The following is a 16,837-nucleotide window of genomic DNA, read 5'->3' on the forward strand; positions in this document are numbered from 1 at the left end:
CGGCTTACCAGGCCAGCGCGGTGCGGCGGCGTTTTTCGATATTCATCTGTTCGAGCTTGTTGCGGTCGACGCAAATCAGCGCGTGGGTCGGACAGGCATCCATACAGGCCGGGCCTTCCTCACGGTGGTGGCAAAGGTCGCATTTGTTGGCTTCGGCTTTTTCCGCCATCACGTTCAGCCCCGCGCCGCTGTGGCGGATAACCGGGCGCACCACCACTTCCATGGCGCCGTAGGGACAGGCCACCACGCAGGTTTTGCAGCCGATGCAGCGCTCCTGCATCACGTGGACGAAGCCCTGATCGCGGCTGATCGCGCCGTTCGGACAGACGTTGGCGCACGGGGCGTCCTCGCACTGACGGCAGGCGGTGGCCGTCGACACGTTAACGCCTTTGATCACGTGAATACGCGGTAAAAAGCTTTTTGGCGTCAGCGCGGCGCAGTCCTGATTTTCCTGATGAGAGACCACGCAGGCCACTTCACAGGTGCGGCAGCCGATGCATTTGCTCGCGTCGGCGATAATGAAACGGTTCATCCATTTCTCCAGCTGTAAGAAGGTTACGCGCCGGAGTATGCATAATGCGTTCCAACTTTTATCTAACTGATATTAAAGAAGATAAATACGGGAGATACTGTCATCGTCAGTTGTGACGATGACAGCTGACGACGTCAGGCGTGCGGGCCGGGAACCATCGAGTCGCGTTCAATCAGCTCGCCGGAAAAGGTTTGCTGAAATTTAAAATCGCCGCCGTCGAGCATAAAGATCAGCCGGTTGATGCTCTCTTTGATCATCTCCGTCACCGGGACTTTGACGCTGGAGAGCGCCGGCACCATAAACGGCGCCAGCGCGATATCGTCAAAGCCCACCACCGAAACCTGCTCCGGGACCTTGACGCCGAGCTGGTGCAGCTGCTTCATCGCGCCAACCGCCATATCGTCGTTGCTCGCCACCAGCGCGCTATAGCCGACGCGGCGCTGGCGCAGCGTCTCGACTCCCGCCGCGCCGGTTTCCGGCGTCCAGCGGCCTTCGACGATCAGAGAGTCATTCAGGGCAATGCCGCCGCGGGCCAGCGCGTCTTTATAGCCCGAGAGGCGCTCTACGCCGGTTGGCGAATCCAGCGAACCGGTAATAAACGCGATTTCCCGATGGCCCAGCGCGATAAGCTTTTCCACCGCCATCATCGCCGAGGCCTTTTGATCGGACCAGACGCAGTGGCTGGCGTTGCGGCGCAGGCGGCGGTTGAGCACCATGATCGGCCGCTCATGATTTTCGATAATCTCATCCATCTCATCAACGCTGAGAAAGCGCGGATAGATAATAATCGCATCGCAGCGCAGATCGAGCAGATACTGAATCGCCTCGCGCTCCTCCTCCGCGCTGTGCTTGCCGTCGGCGAGGATCAGCTGCCGCCCTTTGTCTTCGGTCATCCGCGCCACGTGGTAAAGCAGTTCGCTGAAATAGACGCCGTGATAAAGGGTGTTGGTCACCACCAGCCCGAGGGTCTGGGTCTTTTTCGTCGCCAGGTTGCGCGCCAGCAGATTCGGCCGGTAGCCGCTTTCGGCCACCGCCTGGAAGACGCGATCTTTGGTCTCCTGGCTGACATAGCCGTTCCCCGACAGCACCCGCGAAACGGTGGCCTTTGACACCCCCGCGCGCTTCGCTACCTCCAGCATCGTTGCCATGTGGTTATTCCTGTTGCCAATGTTGCCCGCAGTGTACTGCACGCGCTGCGCTTTTTCAGCATTTGCGCGTCGCCCGCGCTGATGCGCACACAGCGATCAAAATCACAAAATCGAGATCTTATTTTTTTATTTCTTGTATGCATTCATGAAACTAATCATGATTTTGTGGAACCGGTTTCCTATGTATGCATGATGCCGCTCCGCTTTCCGGCGCGGTGACAAGCCAGTACCCCATTGATAAACAGGATAAAATCCGATGTCTAAAAATTATGCAGCTCTGGCGCAGCAGATTATCGCGGCAATTGGCGGCGCAGATAACGTTGCCGCCGTCACCCACTGCATGACCCGCCTGCGTTTCGTGGTCAAAGACAACGAGCGGGTCGACAGCGCCACCCTCAAAGGGCTGAAAGGCGTGCTCGGCGTCGTGCGTAGCGATAACCAGTGCCAGGTGATCGTGGGCAATACCGTCTCCCAGGCGTATCGTGAAGTGGTCGCGCTGCTGCCGGGGGATCTACGCCCCGCCGAACCGCAGGGGAAACCGCCCATTACCCTGAAACGCATCGGCGCCGGGATCCTCGACGCGCTGATCGGCACAATGTCGCCGCTGATCCCGGCGATTATCGGCGGATCGATGGTTAAGCTGCTGGCAATGATCCTCGAGATGACCGGCGCGCTGCCCAAAGGCGCGCCAACGCTGACTATTCTGACGGTGATCGGCGACGGCGCGTTCTTCTTCCTGCCGCTGATGGTTGCGGCTTCCGCGGCGGTGAAGTTCAAAACCAATATGTCGCTGGCGATTGCGATTGCCGGGGTGCTGGTACACCCGAGCTTTATCGAGCTAATGGCCAAAGCCGCCCAGGGCGAGCACGTGGAGTTCGCCTTTATTCCGGTGACGGCGGTGAAATACACCTATACCGTGATCCCGGCGCTGGTGATGACCTGGTGCCTCTCCTATATCGAACGCTGGGTCGACCGTATCACCCCGGCGGTGACAAAAAACTTCCTTAAACCGATGCTGATCGTGCTGATCGCCGCTCCGCTGTCGATTCTGCTGATTGGCCCGCTCGGCATCTGGATCGGTAGCGCCATTTCCGCGCTGGTCTATACGATCCACAGCTATCTCGGCTGGCTGTCGGTGGCGATTATGGGCGCGCTGTGGCCGCTGCTGGTGATGACCGGGATGCACCGGGTCTTTACCCCGACTATCATTCAGACCATCGCCGAAACCGGCAAAGAGGGCATGGTAATGCCGTCGGAAATCGGCGCTAATCTGTCGCTGGGCGGTTCGTCGCTGGCGGTGGCGTGGAAAACCAAAAACCCGGAGCTGCGCCAGACGGCGCTGGCGGCCGCGGCTTCCGCGATTCTGGCGGGGATTTCCGAACCGGCGCTGTACGGCGTGGCGGTGCGGCTGAAGCGACCGCTGATCGCCAGCCTGATCAGCGGCTTTATCTGCGGCGCGGTGGCCGGTATTGCCGGGCTCGCCAGCCACTCAATGGCGGCGCCAGGGTTGTTTACCAGCGTCCAGTTTTTCGACCCGGCCAATCCGATGACCATCGTCTGGGTCTTCGGCGTCATGGCGCTGGCGGTAGTGCTGTCGTTTGTCCTGACGCTAATGCTTGGCTTTGAAGATATTCCGCAAGAAGAAGCCGCCGCCGACGCCAGACAGCGCCAGGCCGGCACCCAGGCTTCTCACGCCTGAACACCATTTTGTTAACGAGGTAACGCATGGCGACTTTTCCACAGGGATTTTTATGGGGCGGCGCACTGGCCGCCAACCAGTCCGAAGGGGCATATCTGGAGGGCGGCAAAGGGCTGACCACCGTCGATATGATTCCCCACGGCGCGCACCGCCTGGCGGTCAAGCTGGGGCAGGAGAAACGCTTCGCGCTGCGCGACGATGAGTTCTACCCGAGCCACGAGGCGATCGATTTTTATCATCGTTATAAAGAAGATATCGCCCTGATGGCGGAGATGGGCTTTAGCGTCTTCCGCACCTCTATCGCCTGGAGCCGTCTGTTTCCTGAGGGCGATGAACTGGAACCGAACCCGGAAGGGATCGCCTTTTATCGCTCGCTGTTCGAGGAGTGCAAAAAGCACCGCATCGAGCCGCTGGTGACGCTGTGCCATTTCGACGTGCCGATGCACCTGGTCACCGAGTATGGCTCCTGGCGCAATCGAAAAATGGTGGAGTTCTTCACCCGCTACGCCCGCACCTGCTTTGAAGCCTTTGATGGTTTGGTGAAATACTGGCTTACCTTCAATGAAATCAACATCATGCTGCACAGCCCGTTCTCCGGCGCCGGTCTGGTGTTTGAAGAGGGGGAAAATCAGGAGCAGGTGAAATACCAGGCCGCCCATCATGAACTGGTCGCCAGCGCCTTAGCGACCAAAATCGCCCACGAGGTGAATCCGCAAAATCAGGTCGGCTGTATGCTGGCGGGCGGCAACTTCTACCCCTACTCCTGTAAGCCGGAAGACGTGTGGATGGCGCTGGAGAAAGATCGCGAGAACCTGTTCTTTATCGATGTCCAGGCGCGCGGCGCGTATCCGGTCTGGGCGGCGCGGGTATTCCGCGAGAAAGGCGTGACCATCGCCAAAGAAGCGGGCGATGATGAGATCCTGCGCCATACCGTCGATTTCGTCTCCTTCAGCTACTACGCTTCGCGCTGCGCGTCGGCGGAGATGAACGCCGGCAACACCAGCGCCGCCAATATCGTTAAATCGCTGAAGAACCCGCATATTCAGGCCAGCGAATGGGGCTGGGGCATCGACCCGCTAGGCCTGCGCATCACCATGAATATGATGTATGACCGCTACCAGAAACCGCTGTTCCTCGTGGAAAACGGTCTCGGCGCGCGGGATGAGATTGACGCTAACGGCGAGATTAACGACGACTACCGCATCAGCTATCTGCGCGAGCATATTAAAGCGATGGGTGACGCCATCGAGGATGGCATTCCGGTGATGGGCTACACCAGCTGGGGCTGTATCGATCTGGTGTCCGCCTCCACCGGCGAGATGAGCAAGCGCTACGGCTTTGTCTACGTCGACCGCGACGATGCCGGACACGGCACGCTGGCGCGAAAACGCAAAAAGTCGTTCTGGTGGTATAAGAAGGTGATTGCCAGCAATGGGGAAGATTTGGCGTAGTGTGCCCCACAGACTGAGGGAGCCCTCAGCTTAGCAAACACCTGCAACACGGAAATTTTCCCGGCTTGCGCTACGCTTAGCCGGGCTACAGGTTCATCAACGCCCGCGAACCGGTAGCCCGGGTAAGGCGTTTACGCCGCGACCCGGGAAAAAATTACGCTTGCTCCCCTGACCGAACTTCCGGCTCGCGCTGCGCTTAGCCGGGGAACGCCGCCTCCTCTGCGGCTTCAAGTGCCGCAAAACCGCCATTCCCCTGCCAGCCATTAAGCCGCGCGTACACCACCTCGACCGCGTCCTTAATCGGCTGGGTCATCGGGTAATAAAAGCCGACGATATCCGGCTGAATGCCTAAGAAAATCACCTCGCCGATATCCTCTTTTAGCTGATCGATCAGATAGTTGAGCGGCATATTGTGGGTGGTCATCATAAACATCTCGGCGATATCGTCCGGATCGACGATGCGGATCTCGCCGGGATTCAGGCCCATATCGGTGGCATCGACGATCAGCAGGCGCTCGGGGCGCAGCTCGCGAATGGCGACGATATCGTTCTCCGGCGCGCTGCCGCCGTCAATCACCACCCATTCGCCGACGGGGTTAGCCGCGCACATCTCCGCCAGCAGCGGACCTGCGCCGTCGTCGCCCATCATACTATTGCCGACACAGAGTAAAACGTCAGTCACGGAGTCTCCTCACCATCAGATAGATGGCGCTTTCCTGGTGAATATCATGCAGCATGCTGAGCAGCGTTTTGCTCCACGCCTGCTGCTCGGGGGTCTGACGGGCCTGCGCTTTATCAAAAGCGTTGGCCAGCATCGTCACATGATTGCTGTCGATAACAATCTCGCCGTACTTCGGCACGCCTTCCATTTTGCGCCGCGCGGTGCTGCCCTCTTCGAGGGTCGCAATCCACGCCAGATACGCCTGCCACGGGCAGCTCAGCGCCGCCTCAAGGCAGTCGATCACGCCGAGGTGGTGGCCAATTGCCAGGCTGTAATAGACCACCTGCTGCGCCTGGTCGGGCGTCGCATCGTTCTCATCAATAAATTTACGGCTCAGCTGACTGAACACCACCGTCTCGCTCATCGGATACGCGCTCCTTCGACCACCTGGTTCAGATGGGTGACGATCTCGGTCAGGCGCGGATCTTTTTCCGCCTCCAGCCAGCGCACCACCTGGCTATCGCCCTGTCCCAGCAGGCGCATATAGTCGTCGGCTATCTGGCGACCGTAGCGATAGCCCGCCAGCCGGCGCGCTTCGCGGTCGATGCGCACCCGCAGCGGCTGTACCATATCCGGATGCAGAAGCTCGGTCGGCCGTTCGTCCTGTTCGCCTGGCACGCGGGCGTGGATTTTCTGCTCCAGCAGGCCCAGCGCCATCGCGAAGCCGTACAGCGTCGCGGCGGGGGTCGGCGGGCAGCCGGGAATATAGACATCCACCGGCACGATTTTATCGGTGCCGCCCCATACGCAGTAGAGGTCGTGGAAGATTCCGCCGCTGTTGCCGCAGGCGCCGTAGGAGATACAGATTTTCGGGTCCGGCGCGGACTGCCACGCGCGCAGCGCGGGAGAACGCATCGCCCGGGTTACCGCTCCGGTAAACAGCAGAATATCGGCGTGACGCGGCGACGGCACCACTTTGATCCCAAAACGCTCGGCGTCGAACAGCGGCGACAGGGTAGCGAAAATCTCGATCTCGCAGCCGTTGCAGCCGCCGCAGTCCACCCGGTAGACGTAGGCGGAACGCTTAATTTTCTTCAGCAGCGATGCCTTCATGCTGGCGATGGACTCATCCACCGTCATCGGCACCGGAATGCCGTTTTCATCGCGCGGCCCTAATAAGTTGCTCATCAGCTGGCCTCTCTCATATGGCGAGTCAGTTCAATACGGTCGGACGGCACCAGGCACTTCTGGCGTTTACACTCCGGGCAGGTCTCAAAGCTTTCGCGATGCAGCTCGGCGCGGCTGTCGCCGTTGTGTTTGAGCAGCGCGATGGCGTAGTCGATCTCTTTCTGTACGGCGAACGGCCGTGCGCATACCCGACAGTGGCAGATGGCAAAACGCGACTGCTGGAGGAAATCCTCTTTTTTCCACACCGCCAGCTCGTACTCCTGAGAGAGCCTAATCGCCGCCGTCGGGCAAACCTCTTCGCAGCGTCCGCAGAAAATGCAGCGTCCCAGGTTGAACTGCCAAGCCAGCTGGTTGGTGGCCAGATCGGTCTCCACCGTCAGGGCGTTCGACGGGCAGGCGTTAACGCAGGCGGCGCAGCCGATGCACTGCTGCGGGTTATGCTCCGGTTTGCCGCGGAAGTTTTTATCCACCGGCATCGGCTCCAGCGGGTATGAGTGCGTCGCGGTGCCGGTTTTGATGACTTTTTTAATAAAGGTAAACATGGCGATTCCTTATTTCAGCGGCGAGTTCTTACGCTCGATGCTGTAGCGCTCCAGCTCTTTGTACGGCACCACTTTGCTTTTCTTCTTGCGCACGTCGACCACGGTCATGCGGTCGGTGCAGGAGTAGCACGGGTCGAGGCTGCCGATAATCAGCGGCGCGTCGGAGACGGTATTGCCGCGCAGCATATAGCGCAGAGTCGGCCAGTTGGCGTAGGTCGCCGCCCGGCAGCGCCAGCGGTACAGCTTCTGGTTGTCGCCGGTCATGCTCCAGTGGATATCATCTCCGCGCGGCGCTTCCGAGAAGCCCAGCGCGAAGCGGTGCGGAATATAGGTGAACCCTTCGACCATCAGCGGGCCGCCCGGCAGGTTATCGAGGCCGAAGTCGATCATGTTCAGCGCGGTGTAGACCTCGTTGATGCGCACCTTCAGGCGCGAGATGACGTCGCAGCCCTGTTCGCTGTGCACTTCCATCGGCAGCAGGCCGTAGCCGACAAACGGGTGATCGGCGCGGGTATCGCGGGCGTGCCCGCTGGCGCGCACCATCGGGCCAACGTTGCTGAAGTCGCGGGCGATTTGCGGGTCGAGACGACCGATGCCCACGGTACGCTGCTCCATATTCGGCGTGCTGAGCAGCATATCCACCAGCTCCTGCACGTCGCGGCGCATCTTCTGCGCCAGCTGGCGGGTCTGGATCATGTCCTCTTTCAGCAGATCGCGACGAATGCCGCCAATCAGGTTCAGACCGTAGGTTTTACGCGCCCCGGTAAGAATTTCCGCCATCTTCATCGAGGTTTCGCGCACGCGGAAGAACTGCATAAACCCGGAGTCGAAGCCGGTAAAGTGGCAGGCGAGGCCGAGGTTCAGCAGGTGCGAGTGCAGGCGCTCCACCTCCAGCAGAATGGCGCGGATCATCTGCGCGCGCTCCGGCACCACGATACCCATCGCGTTCTCCACCGAAGTGGTGTAGGCGGTGCTGTGGGCGAAACCGCAGATACCGCACACGCGGTCCGACAGGAAGGTGACTTCGTTGTAGCCCATCCGGGTTTCCGCCAGCTTTTCCATCCCGCGATGCACGTAGAACAGGCGGTAGTCGGCGTCGATAATATTCTCGCCGTCAACGAACAGGCGGAAGTGGCCCGGTTCGTCGGAGGTGACGTGCAGCGGGCCAATCGGCACCACGTTGTTTTTCTTGCTGCCCAGCTCGTTGATAAACTCGTAGGTTTCGGCGTCGGTGGTCGGCGCCGGACGCTGGCGGTAGTCCATGCTGTCTTTACGCAGCGGATAGAGTTCATCCGGCCAGTCGTCCGGCAGCACCAGCCGGCGTTCGTCCGGCAGGCCGACCGGCACCAGGCCGTACATGTCGCGCACTTCGCGCTCGCCCCATACCGCCGCCGGCACCCGCGGCGTCACCGACGGATACTCGGGTTTATTGGCGTCCACTTCCACGCGCACGGTGATCCAGCACTTCGTGCCCTGCTCCATCGACAGCACGTAGTAGACGGCGTAGTGGCCGTTCAGCTTGCGTTCATCGTTGCCGAACAGCACCGACAGCCAGCCGCCCTGCTTGTAGTACAGGAACTCGACCACTTCCGGCAGATAGTTGACCTTCACCGTGACCGTCAACTGGTCTTTGGTCTGCCAGGCTTCATCCAGCACCACGCCCGGAAAGGCCTGATGCAGCGCGGCGAGATAGTGTTGACCGATTTTTTCTTCAGACATGCTCAAACTCTCTTAAATCACGCCACCAGCAAGGAGACGAAGGCTAAAAAGGCAAAACCAAACCCGGCCCAGGTGACGCGGGAGGTGGCGCAAAAGCGCAGACGCGCCATGCTGTTTTCGAACAGCGCAATCACCAGCACGCCGAGCACCAGCTTGACGACGGCAACCACCAGCGCCAGCAGCAGACCGCCGACGCTAAAGCTGGTCATCTGTCCCCACGGGATAAATACGCCGACGAACATCTGCAGGACCACCAGCTGCTTTAGGCTGATGCCCCACTTCAGCACGCCGAAGCCGCTGCCGCTGTATTCCGAGAGCGGGCCTTCCTGAAGCTCCTGCTCCGCTTCCGCCAGGTCGAACGGCAGCTTGCCCATTTCGATAAAGGTGGCGAAGGCGCAGGCGCACAGCGCCAGAATCAGCGGAAGAGTGCGGGCGACAGGCCAGTGATAAATGGTGTCGGTGATACTGCTGATATGGGTGGACCCCGCGACCTGCGCCGCGACCCACAGGCCGAGCAGCAGGATGGGCTCCACCAGCACGCCGAGCATCGCTTCGCGGCTCGCCCCGATAGCGGTAAACGGGCTGCCGGTATCAAGGCCGGAAATAGCAAAGAAGAAGCGGGCGATAGCGAACAGGTAGATCAGGGTGATCAGGTCGCCCAGCCCCGCCATCGGCGAATCAACGGTCACCACCGGCAGCGCGGTGGCGATGGTCAGCATCACGCCGACCATCACGTACGGCGTCAGGCGGAAGACCCAGCCGGAGGCATCCGGGCCAACGCTCTGGCGGCCCAGCAGTTTCAGAATGTCCCGGTACTCCTGCAGCACGCCCGGACCGCGGCGATTATGCAGACGCGCGCGGGCGACGCGGGTCACCCCGGACAACAGCGGCGCGACGGCGAACAGCACCAGCGCCTGCAACAATGCAATTAATACGCTCATTCTCAGGCTCCTCGGGAAATCACAATCACCACCAGTACCGCCAGCTCCACCAGCGCCACGCCGCGAAATAGCGCAGGCGCGGAAGCGTTCTGCCAGCCGGGCACCAGGCGCACCGGGTTCAGCCAGTGGCGCAGTTTCAGAATCGGCGCAAAGGCTTCTTTCACCGGCATGGCGAAACCGTGGGCGGTCACCACCATGGATTTTTCATGGTCGTAGCCGCAGACCCAGGCCGCCCCGCGGGAGCGCGCCGGCAGGCGATCGCCCTTGAAGAAGATCATCAGCAGCAGCGGCAGCAGCGGGCAGGCAATCAGCAGAATGGCGATCATCGGCTGGGACACCGCGCTGGAGACCTCCGCCTGCACCGGAAACGCCCCGCTCACCAGCGGCAGCAGCCACGGCGCGGCAACCCCGCCAATCACGCAGCAGACGGCGGCCAGCACCACGCTAAAGGTCATCAGCCCCGGCGCGCAGGTGGCGTTTTCCGCCTCTTTACTTCGCGGCGCGCCGAGGAAGGTGACGCCGTAGACTTTCGCCATACACATCACCGCCAGCGCGCCGGTAATCGCCAGGCCTACCGCCAGCAGCGGCCCGAGCAGGCGGCCAACAAACGCGTCGCCGGTGCTCAGCTTAAAGAAGGACTGATAGATAACCCACTCCCCGGCAAAGCCGTTCAGCGGCGGCAGCGCGGCCATCGCCATCAGGCCCACCAGCATCGCGAGCGAAATCAGCGGCATTTTCTTGCCGATCCCGCCGAGCTTTTCGATATCGCGATGGCCGGTGCGGAACCACACCGCCCCCGCGCCGAGGAACAGGGTGGTTTTAAACAGGCTATGGTTGATCAGGTGATACATGCCGCCAATAAAGCCCAGCACCATCAGGGTCGGGTTATGGGTCGCCACGCCGGTGACGAACGCCCCGAGGCCGAGCAGGATAATGCCGATGTTTTCCAGGGTGTGGTACGCCAGCAGGCGCTGAATATTGTGCTCCATCAGGGCGTACAGCCCGCCGACGAAGGCGGTGATCATGCCCAACACCAGCAGCATCACGCCCCACCACAGCGGCGGTACGCTGCCGGCCAGCGAGACCGTCAGGATGCCGTAGAGACCGACCTTCATCACCACCGTGGAAAACAGCGCGGCGGCCGGCGCGCTGGCGCCGGCGTGGGCCTGCGGCGCCCAGCCGTGCAGCGGAATAACTCCGGCCAGCAGCGCAAAGCCGACCAGGCCCGGCAGCCACAGCAGCGCGTTCTGCGGCGCCGCCATCGCCAGCTGGGTAATCTGCGCCAGCTCAAGGGTGCCGTAGGACGACCAGACCAGCCAGCAGCTCCACGCCATCAGCAGCGTACCGAGGCGACCCAGCGCAAACCACAGCTTGCCGGACTGCGCGCAGCCGGTAAGAAACGCGGCGCAAAGGGCCATAATCTCCGCCATCACCACCAGCGCGCCGAAGTTTGTCACCACCACGGCGCAGACGGCGGCGGCCAGCAGCAGATTCACCAGCAGGCCGTTGGCTTTCACCTGCGGGTGACGATGCCAGGCGATATTGAACAGTGAAATCGGCAGCGCCGACAGGCCGATCGCCAGCAGCCACAGCGCGTTGACGCCGCCCACGCGCAGGGTCAAATGCAGCATCTGCAGCATGCCGCCGCTAACGCGCTCCGGCATCAGCAGCGCCGTTCCGCCCGCCAGCACCAGCATCGCGCTGGCGACCGCGCCGCCAATCCCGGCGATCGCCCCGCTCAGCGGTTTGCGCAGGGCGAACAGAAACGCCAGCACCGCGCTGGCGGCGTACCAGGCCACCGCCTGATTCACTAAGGAAATCACACTCATTTCACGTCCCCTTGTTGCGCCTGGAACAGCGACAGATCGCCGAGATCGGTATTAAAAGTCAGCTGCCGCTTACGCTTGCTGGCCTGGGCGATATCGCGGATATCCACCAGCAGCAGCGCTTTGGTCGGGCAGGTGCGTACGCACGCCGGGCCCTGCTCATCGAAGTGGCACAGGTCGCATTTGACGGCGATGGCGCGCACGCCCGGCACCCAGTCGAGCAGCGAGCTGACGCGGGCCGGCGCCGGCGGCGCGGCGGGGGCCAGGGGCGTATTGGCGTTAGCCGGCATATCCAGCGGACGGCTGCCGGAAAACTCAATGGCGCCGAACGGACAGGCGATGCCGCACAGCTTGCAGCTTACGCACAGGCTCTCATTGAGCTGCACCGCGCCATCGACGCGATTAATGGCGTTAACCGGGCAGACGGCGGCGCAGGGCGCATCTTCACAGTGGTGGCACATCTGCGGCGCAGATTCTTTTTCATTGCGCATTAAATGCAGCCGGGGCATGGCCTGCAGGCCCTGCTGGCGGTGAGTCTCAGCGCAGGCGGCTTCGCAGGTGCGACAGCCGATACAGACGGTGGAGTCAGCAATTACAAAACGGTTCACCGGGTCATCCTCAGGTGAAAGTCATTTTTGACGAAAACAGGTTGCGCAGGTGTCAGCTTCGACACTTGTCGACACCTGACGATTAACGGGCCAGCGTCAGGTGGCTTAAATCCACCGGCTGGTCTTGTTCGATAGCCTCGTAGAGACGGTCGTAAACGCTGGCGATAGTCGCCAGATAGTGCTCCAGAACCTGCTCGCGATCGCGGTTGCTAATCCGGCCATCAATGGTGCCGTCTGAACCCAGCGTGGCCTGGGCAATCAGACGTCTGTCGTCGCCGTTTTTGGTTTCCACGTAGTACTCGATGGTGTGGCTGTTAAAGCCCTCCGCCAGCGCAACGTAGACCTGAAAATGGCCAAACAGTACGAAGCACAGTTCTTTATCCGGCGCGCAGCTCATGGCGTGATGCAGACGCGCTTTCGACAGGGTTATCCCCTGTACCAAGGAGTTGCAGTAGGTGTGCCACTGCTCCTGATGCTGACGGTGACGATCGGCGATGTAGTCCGCCTTTTCACTTAATTCCCAAATAGTCATCCCGGATCCCCCGTTGTATGAGATGCACCGGTTAAGCACTTTTCATGCCAAAATTTAATTAATTGATTTTAAACATGTTTATAAAATTCCGGGGGGCGGAAAGACATGTCGATGACGACGTCTGCAGCGTGTCATCGACATTTTCGTGACATTACCTATGACCTGGCATCGTTATTGCATTAAAGGGCCATCGCGATACGGAGGCACCATGCACGAAATCACTCTTAGCCAGCGGGCGCTGGAAATTATCGAACAGCAGGCGCTGCAGGCCGGCGCGCGTCGGGTGACCGGCGTGTGGCTGAAGGTCGGGGCGTTTTCCTGCGTGGAGGCCAGCGCGCTGACCTTCTGCTTTGAGTTGGTGTGCCGCGGCACGCTGGCGGAGGGCTGCGAGCTGCATATCGCCGAACAACAGGCTGAATGCTGGTGTGAATCCTGCCAGCAGTACGTGCATCTCATCTCCCAGCACGTGCGCCGCTGCCCGCAGTGTCAGAGCGACCGGCTGCAAATCGTGGCGGATGACGGCTTACAGATTCAGCGACTAGAAGTGGAGTAATAAGATTATGTGTACAACCTGCGGCTGCGGTGAAGGCAACCTTTATATAGAAGGCGACGAGCATAACCCGCATTCGGCGTTTCGCAGCGCACCCTTCGCGCCCGCCCCGCGCCAGATGATGAACATTACCGGCGTGAAAACCGATAACTTTTCCCCCACCCGCTCGGAGGCTGGCGACCTGCACTACGGTCACGGCGAGGCGGGTACCCATGCGCCGGGCCAGAGCCAGCGGCGGATGCTGGAAGTGGAAATCGACGTGCTGGATAAAAACAACCTTCTGGCCGCCCGCAACCGCACGCGCTTCGCCGCGAAAAACCAGCTGGTGCTGAATCTGGTCTCCAGCCCCGGCTCCGGCAAAACCACCCTGCTGACGGAAACCCTGCTGCGGCTGAAAGAGAAAACCGCCTGCGCGGTGATTGAAGGCGATCAGCAAACGGTGAACGACGCCGCGCGCATCCGCGCCACCGGCACCCCGGCGATTCAGGTCAACACCGGCAAAGGCTGCCATCTCGACGCGCAGATGATCGCCGACGCCGCGCCGCGCCTGCCGCTGGCGGACCACGGCATTCTGTTTATCGAAAACGTCGGTAACCTGGTGTGTCCGGCGAGCTTTGACCTCGGCGAACGTCATAAAGTGGCGGTGCTGTCGGTAACCGAAGGCGAAGACAAGCCGCTGAAGTATCCGCATATGTTCGCCGCCGCCAGCCTGATGCTGCTTAACAAGGTCGACCTGCTGCCGTATCTCAACTTTGACGTAGAAAAGTGTCTGGCCTGCGCCCGCGAGGTGAACCCGGATATTGACATCATCCTGCTTTCCGCCACCAGCGGCGAAGGCATGGACCAGTGGCTTAGCTGGCTGGAGACGCAACAATGTGCATAGGCATTCCCGGACAAATCTGCGCCATTGACGGCAATCTGGCGAAGGTCGAAGTGTGCGGCATTCAGCGCGAAGTCGACCTGACCCTGGTGGGCGCGGTTGACGATCGCGGCCAGCCGCGTCTCGGTCAGTGGGTGCTGGTCCACGTGGGTTTCGCCATGAGCGTGATTAACGAAGCCGAAGCCCGCGATACCCTCGAGGCGCTGCAAAATATGTTTGAAGTCGAGCCGGACGTCGGCGCGCTGCTGTACGGCGAGGAGCGGTAAATGCGCTATGTCGATGAATACCGCGCCCCGGAACAGGTGATGCAGCTGGTGGAACTCCTCCGGCAGCGCGCGCGCCTGCTGCCGCATACCGCCGAACGTCCGCTGCGCATTATGGAAGTGTGCGGCGGTCATACCCACGCCATTTTTAAATTTGGTCTCGACCAGCTGCTGCCGGAAAATATCGAGTTTATTCACGGCCCCGGCTGCCCGGTGTGCGTGCTGCCGATGGGGCGCATCGACGCCTGTATCGATATCGCCAGCCGTCCGGGGGTGATTTTCTGCACCTTTGGCGACGCCATGCGCGTGCCGGGAAAAAACGGTTCACTGCTGCAGGCTAAATCGCGCGGCGCCGACGTCCGCATCGTCTATTCGCCGATGGACGCCCTGAAGCTGGCGCAGCAGCACCCCGAGCGTGAAGTGGTGTTCTTCGGCCTTGGTTTTGAAACGACGATGCCCGCCACCGCCCTGACCCTGCGCCAGGCCCGCGAGCGCGGCGTCGCCAACTTCTATTTTTTCTGCCAGCACATCACCCTGCTGCCGACCCTGCGCAGCCTGCTCGACCAGCCGGATAACGGTATCGACGCGTTTCTCGCCCCCGGTCACGTCAGCATGGTGATTGGCACCGACGCCTACGGATTTATCGCCAGCGACTATCATCGTCCTTTAGTGGTGGCAGGATTCGAACCGCTTGATCTACTGCAAGGCGCGGTGATGCTGGTTGAGCAGACAATAGCGCGGCACAGCGACGTGGAGAACCAGTATCGCCGGGTGGTGCCCGATGCGGGCAACCCGCTGGCGCAGTCGGCCATCGCCGAGGTGTTTTGCCTTAGCGGCGATAGCGAGTGGCGCGGTCTGGGGGTGATTAACGACTCCGGCGTGCATCTGACGGCCGCGTATCAGCGTTTCGACGCCGAAGCACATTTCCGCCCGGCGCCGCAGCGGGTCAGCGACGACCCGCGCGCCCGCTGCGGCGAGGTGCTGACCGGCCGCTGCAAACCGCACCAGTGCCCGCTATTCGGCAATACCTGCAACCCGCAGAGCGCATTCGGCGCGCTGATGGTCTCATCGGAAGGCGCCTGCGCCGCCTGGTATCAATATCGCAGTCAGGAAATCGAAGCATGAAAAGCGTTCAGTTAGCCCACGGTAGCGGCGGTCAGGCGATGCAGCAGCTGATCGGCGACCTGTTTATGCAGGCTTTCGCCAACCCCTGGCTGGCGGAGCAGGAAGATCAGGCGCGTCTCGATCTCGCCCAGCTTAGCGCGCAGGGCGACAGGCTCGCCTTCTCCACCGACAGCTACGTCATCGATCCGCTGTTTTTCCCAGGCGGCAACATCGGCAAGCTGGCGGTCTGCGGCACCGCCAACGATGTGGCTGTGAGCGGCGCGCTGCCGCGCTATCTCTCGTGCGGGTTTATTCTCGAAGAGGGGCTGGAGATGGCCACCCTCGAAGCGGTGGTGAACAGCATGGCGCAGACCGCGCGGGAGGCCGGCATCGCCATTGTCACCGGCGATACCAAAGTGGTGCCGCGCGGGGCGGCGGATAAGCTGTTTATCAATACCGCCGGGATCGGCGTTATCCCTACCGGTATTCGCTGGGGGGCGCAGCAGATTAGCGCGGGAGACGTGCTGCTGGTCAGCGGCACGCTTGGCGATCACGGGGCAACGATCCTCAACCTGCGCGAACAGATGGGGCTTGACGGCGCGCTGTCCAGCGACTGCGCGGTGCTGACGCCCTTGATTCAGACGCTGCGCGACGTTGCTGGCGTGAAAGCCCTGCGCGATGCCACCCGCGGCGGCGTTAACGCGGTAGCCCATGAATTCGCCGCCGCCAGCGGCTGCGGGATTGAACTGCACGAGAATAAGCTGCCGGTGAACGATACCGTGCGCGGCGTATGCGAGCTGCTGGGGCTGGACGCGCTTAATTTCGCCAACGAGGGCAAGCTGCTGATCGCCGTTGCCCGCGAGGCGGCGGAAAGCGTACTTGCGCATTTACGGTCTCATCCATTAGGCCGCGATGCGGCGATAATCGGCGAGGTTGTGCCGCACGCGGGCGTGCGCTCTGTTGGTCTGTACGGCGTGAAGCGCACGCTGGATCTTCCTCACGCCGAGCCGCTGCCGAGAATTTGTTAACGGTGCGGGCCCCCGGATTGCGGCTAACGCCCTATCCGGGCTACAACACTGCGCGCACCTGTAGCCCGGCTAAGCGCAGCGCGAGCCGGGAAAAGCCAGCATGATTATCCAGCCCAAACCAGCGGGCACCCACGGATGGGTTAATGGCGGTCACAACCGCTTTAT

At 61.3% G+C, this 16,837-nt stretch carries 18 protein-coding genes; 7 read left to right on the plus strand and 11 right to left on the minus strand.

All coding sequences use genetic code 11. The features are described from left to right. Positions 1-4: 4 nt before the first annotated feature. Positions 5-532 (minus strand): electron transport protein HydN, encoded by a 528-nt coding sequence (gene hydN, locus MKleb_RS21300; RefSeq protein ID WP_004104833.1) that lies wholly within the window; start codon positions 530-532, stop codon positions 5-7. 134 nt (positions 533-666) lie between these two features. Then, positions 667-1,680, minus strand: a complete 1,014-nt coding sequence (locus MKleb_RS21305; protein ID WP_025107280.1) for a LacI family DNA-binding transcriptional regulator — start codon at positions 1,678-1,680, stop codon at positions 667-669. Between the two features lie 256 nt (positions 1,681-1,936). Here MKleb_RS21305 and ascF point away from each other — a divergent pair, with 256 nt between their 5' ends. Continuing rightward, the gene (gene ascF / locus MKleb_RS21310) at positions 1,937-3,379 is read left to right on the plus strand and encodes a PTS cellobiose/arbutin/salicin transporter subunit IIBC (RefSeq protein WP_004104835.1); all 1,443 of its coding nucleotides are present in this window, start codon (positions 1,937-1,939) and stop codon (positions 3,377-3,379) included. Positions 3,380-3,405: 26 nt separating this feature from the next. Beyond that, entirely contained in the window at positions 3,406-4,830 is a 1,425-nt protein-coding gene (locus MKleb_RS21315; RefSeq protein WP_025107279.1) for a 6-phospho-beta-glucosidase, read from the plus strand. Positions 4,831-5,026: 196 nt separating this feature from the next. Here the strand turns inward: MKleb_RS21315 and hycI are convergent, their stop codons facing one another. From hycI to hycA, 9 genes are all read right to left on the minus strand, one after another. Next, a complete protein-coding gene (gene hycI / locus MKleb_RS21320; RefSeq protein ID WP_025107278.1) occupies positions 5,027-5,512 on the minus strand; it encodes a hydrogenase maturation peptidase HycI in 486 nt (161 codons plus the stop codon). Beyond that, positions 5,505-5,915: a formate hydrogenlyase maturation HycH family protein gene (locus MKleb_RS21325; RefSeq protein ID WP_014226530.1), complete on the minus strand. Its 411-nt coding sequence runs from the start codon at positions 5,913-5,915 to the stop codon at positions 5,505-5,507. The genes hycI and MKleb_RS21325 overlap by 8 nt, the downstream gene beginning before the upstream one ends. After that, a complete protein-coding gene (locus MKleb_RS21330) occupies positions 5,912-6,679 on the minus strand; it encodes an NADH-quinone oxidoreductase subunit B family protein (RefSeq protein WP_014226531.1) in 768 nt (255 codons plus the stop codon). The genes MKleb_RS21325 and MKleb_RS21330 overlap by 4 nt, the downstream gene beginning before the upstream one ends. Beyond that, complete coding sequence (locus tag MKleb_RS21335; protein ID WP_025107277.1) at positions 6,679-7,221, minus strand: formate hydrogenlyase complex iron-sulfur subunit; 543 nt, start codon at positions 7,219-7,221, stop codon at positions 6,679-6,681. The genes MKleb_RS21330 and MKleb_RS21335 overlap by 1 nt, the downstream gene beginning before the upstream one ends. A 9-nt stretch (positions 7,222-7,230) precedes the next feature. Then, the gene (gene hycE, locus MKleb_RS21340; protein ID WP_217076181.1) at positions 7,231-8,940 is read right to left on the minus strand and encodes a formate hydrogenlyase subunit HycE; all 1,710 of its coding nucleotides are present in this window, start codon (positions 8,938-8,940) and stop codon (positions 7,231-7,233) included. A 17-nt stretch (positions 8,941-8,957) separates the two neighbouring features. Continuing rightward, complete coding sequence (locus tag MKleb_RS21345; RefSeq protein ID WP_004104852.1) at positions 8,958-9,881, minus strand: respiratory chain complex I subunit 1 family protein; 924 nt, start codon at positions 9,879-9,881, stop codon at positions 8,958-8,960. Between the two features lie 2 nt (positions 9,882-9,883). Then, complete coding sequence (hycC, locus tag MKleb_RS21350; protein WP_025107276.1) at positions 9,884-11,710, minus strand: formate hydrogenlyase subunit 3; 1,827 nt, start codon at positions 11,708-11,710, stop codon at positions 9,884-9,886. After that, positions 11,707-12,315: a 4Fe-4S dicluster domain-containing protein gene (locus tag MKleb_RS21355; protein WP_014839318.1), complete on the minus strand. Its 609-nt coding sequence runs from the start codon at positions 12,313-12,315 to the stop codon at positions 11,707-11,709. The genes hycC and MKleb_RS21355 overlap by 4 nt, the downstream gene beginning before the upstream one ends. An 82-nt stretch (positions 12,316-12,397) precedes the next feature. Further along, positions 12,398-12,847: a formate hydrogenlyase regulator HycA gene (gene hycA / locus MKleb_RS21360; protein ID WP_004134329.1), complete on the minus strand. Its 450-nt coding sequence runs from the start codon at positions 12,845-12,847 to the stop codon at positions 12,398-12,400. 208 nt (positions 12,848-13,055) lie between these two features. Here hycA and hypA point away from each other — a divergent pair, with 208 nt between their 5' ends. The 5 genes from hypA to hypE are packed head-to-tail and all read left to right on the plus strand — an operon-like array spanning position 13,056 to position 16,672. Next, a complete protein-coding gene (hypA, locus tag MKleb_RS21365; protein ID WP_004114752.1) occupies positions 13,056-13,400 on the plus strand; it encodes a hydrogenase maturation nickel metallochaperone HypA in 345 nt (114 codons plus the stop codon). Between the two features lie 7 nt (positions 13,401-13,407). Beyond that, complete coding sequence (hypB, locus tag MKleb_RS21370; protein ID WP_025107275.1) at positions 13,408-14,280, plus strand: hydrogenase nickel incorporation protein HypB; 873 nt, start codon at positions 13,408-13,410, stop codon at positions 14,278-14,280. Further along, entirely contained in the window at positions 14,271-14,543 is a 273-nt protein-coding gene (locus tag MKleb_RS21375) for a HypC/HybG/HupF family hydrogenase formation chaperone (RefSeq protein WP_004104861.1), read from the plus strand. The genes hypB and MKleb_RS21375 overlap by 10 nt, the downstream gene beginning before the upstream one ends. Then, a complete protein-coding gene (hypD, locus tag MKleb_RS21380) occupies positions 14,544-15,665 on the plus strand; it encodes a hydrogenase formation protein HypD (protein ID WP_025107274.1) in 1,122 nt (373 codons plus the stop codon). It abuts the gene before it with no gap. Beyond that, complete coding sequence (hypE, locus tag MKleb_RS21385; RefSeq protein WP_025107273.1) at positions 15,662-16,672, plus strand: hydrogenase expression/formation protein HypE; 1,011 nt, start codon at positions 15,662-15,664, stop codon at positions 16,670-16,672. The genes hypD and hypE overlap by 4 nt, the downstream gene beginning before the upstream one ends. The last annotated feature ends 165 nt before the right edge of the window (positions 16,673-16,837 follow it).

The organism is Klebsiella sp. PL-2018, from assembly GCF_019048985.1.
In the GTDB taxonomy this organism is placed as follows: Bacteria; Pseudomonadota; Gammaproteobacteria; order Enterobacterales; family Enterobacteriaceae; genus Klebsiella; species Klebsiella michiganensis.

Excerpts from the sequence above, each read along its gene's own strand:
- hydN (WP_004104833.1), bottom strand. The coding sequence starts at position 532 with ATGAACCGTTTCATTATCGCCGACGCGAGCAAATGCATCGGCTGCCGC.
- MKleb_RS21305 (WP_025107280.1), bottom strand. The coding sequence starts at position 1,680 with ATGGCAACGATGCTGGAGGTAGCGAAGCGCGCGGGGGTGTCAAAGGCC.
- ascF (WP_004104835.1), top strand. The coding sequence starts at position 1,937 with ATGTCTAAAAATTATGCAGCTCTGGCGCAGCAGATTATCGCGGCAATT.
- MKleb_RS21315 (WP_025107279.1), top strand. The coding sequence starts at position 3,406 with ATGGCGACTTTTCCACAGGGATTTTTATGGGGCGGCGCACTGGCCGCC.
- MKleb_RS21325 (WP_014226530.1), bottom strand. The coding sequence starts at position 5,915 with ATGAGCGAGACGGTGGTGTTCAGTCAGCTGAGCCGTAAATTTATTGAT.
- MKleb_RS21330 (WP_014226531.1), bottom strand. The coding sequence starts at position 6,679 with ATGAGCAACTTATTAGGGCCGCGCGATGAAAACGGCATTCCGGTGCCG.
- MKleb_RS21335 (WP_025107277.1), bottom strand. The coding sequence starts at position 7,221 with ATGTTTACCTTTATTAAAAAAGTCATCAAAACCGGCACCGCGACGCAC.
- hycE (WP_217076181.1), bottom strand. The coding sequence starts at position 8,940 with ATGTCTGAAGAAAAAATCGGTCAACACTATCTCGCCGCGCTGCATCAG.
- MKleb_RS21345 (WP_004104852.1), bottom strand. The coding sequence starts at position 9,881 with ATGAGCGTATTAATTGCATTGTTGCAGGCGCTGGTGCTGTTCGCCGTC.
- hycC (WP_025107276.1), bottom strand. The coding sequence starts at position 11,710 with ATGAGTGTGATTTCCTTAGTGAATCAGGCGGTGGCCTGGTACGCCGCC.
- hycA (WP_004134329.1), bottom strand. The coding sequence starts at position 12,847 with ATGACTATTTGGGAATTAAGTGAAAAGGCGGACTACATCGCCGATCGT.
- hypA (WP_004114752.1), top strand. The coding sequence starts at position 13,056 with ATGCACGAAATCACTCTTAGCCAGCGGGCGCTGGAAATTATCGAACAG.
- hypB (WP_025107275.1), top strand. The coding sequence starts at position 13,408 with ATGTGTACAACCTGCGGCTGCGGTGAAGGCAACCTTTATATAGAAGGC.
- MKleb_RS21375 (WP_004104861.1), top strand. The coding sequence starts at position 14,271 with ATGTGCATAGGCATTCCCGGACAAATCTGCGCCATTGACGGCAATCTG.
- hypD (WP_025107274.1), top strand. The coding sequence starts at position 14,544 with ATGCGCTATGTCGATGAATACCGCGCCCCGGAACAGGTGATGCAGCTG.
- hypE (WP_025107273.1), top strand. The coding sequence starts at position 15,662 with ATGAAAAGCGTTCAGTTAGCCCACGGTAGCGGCGGTCAGGCGATGCAG.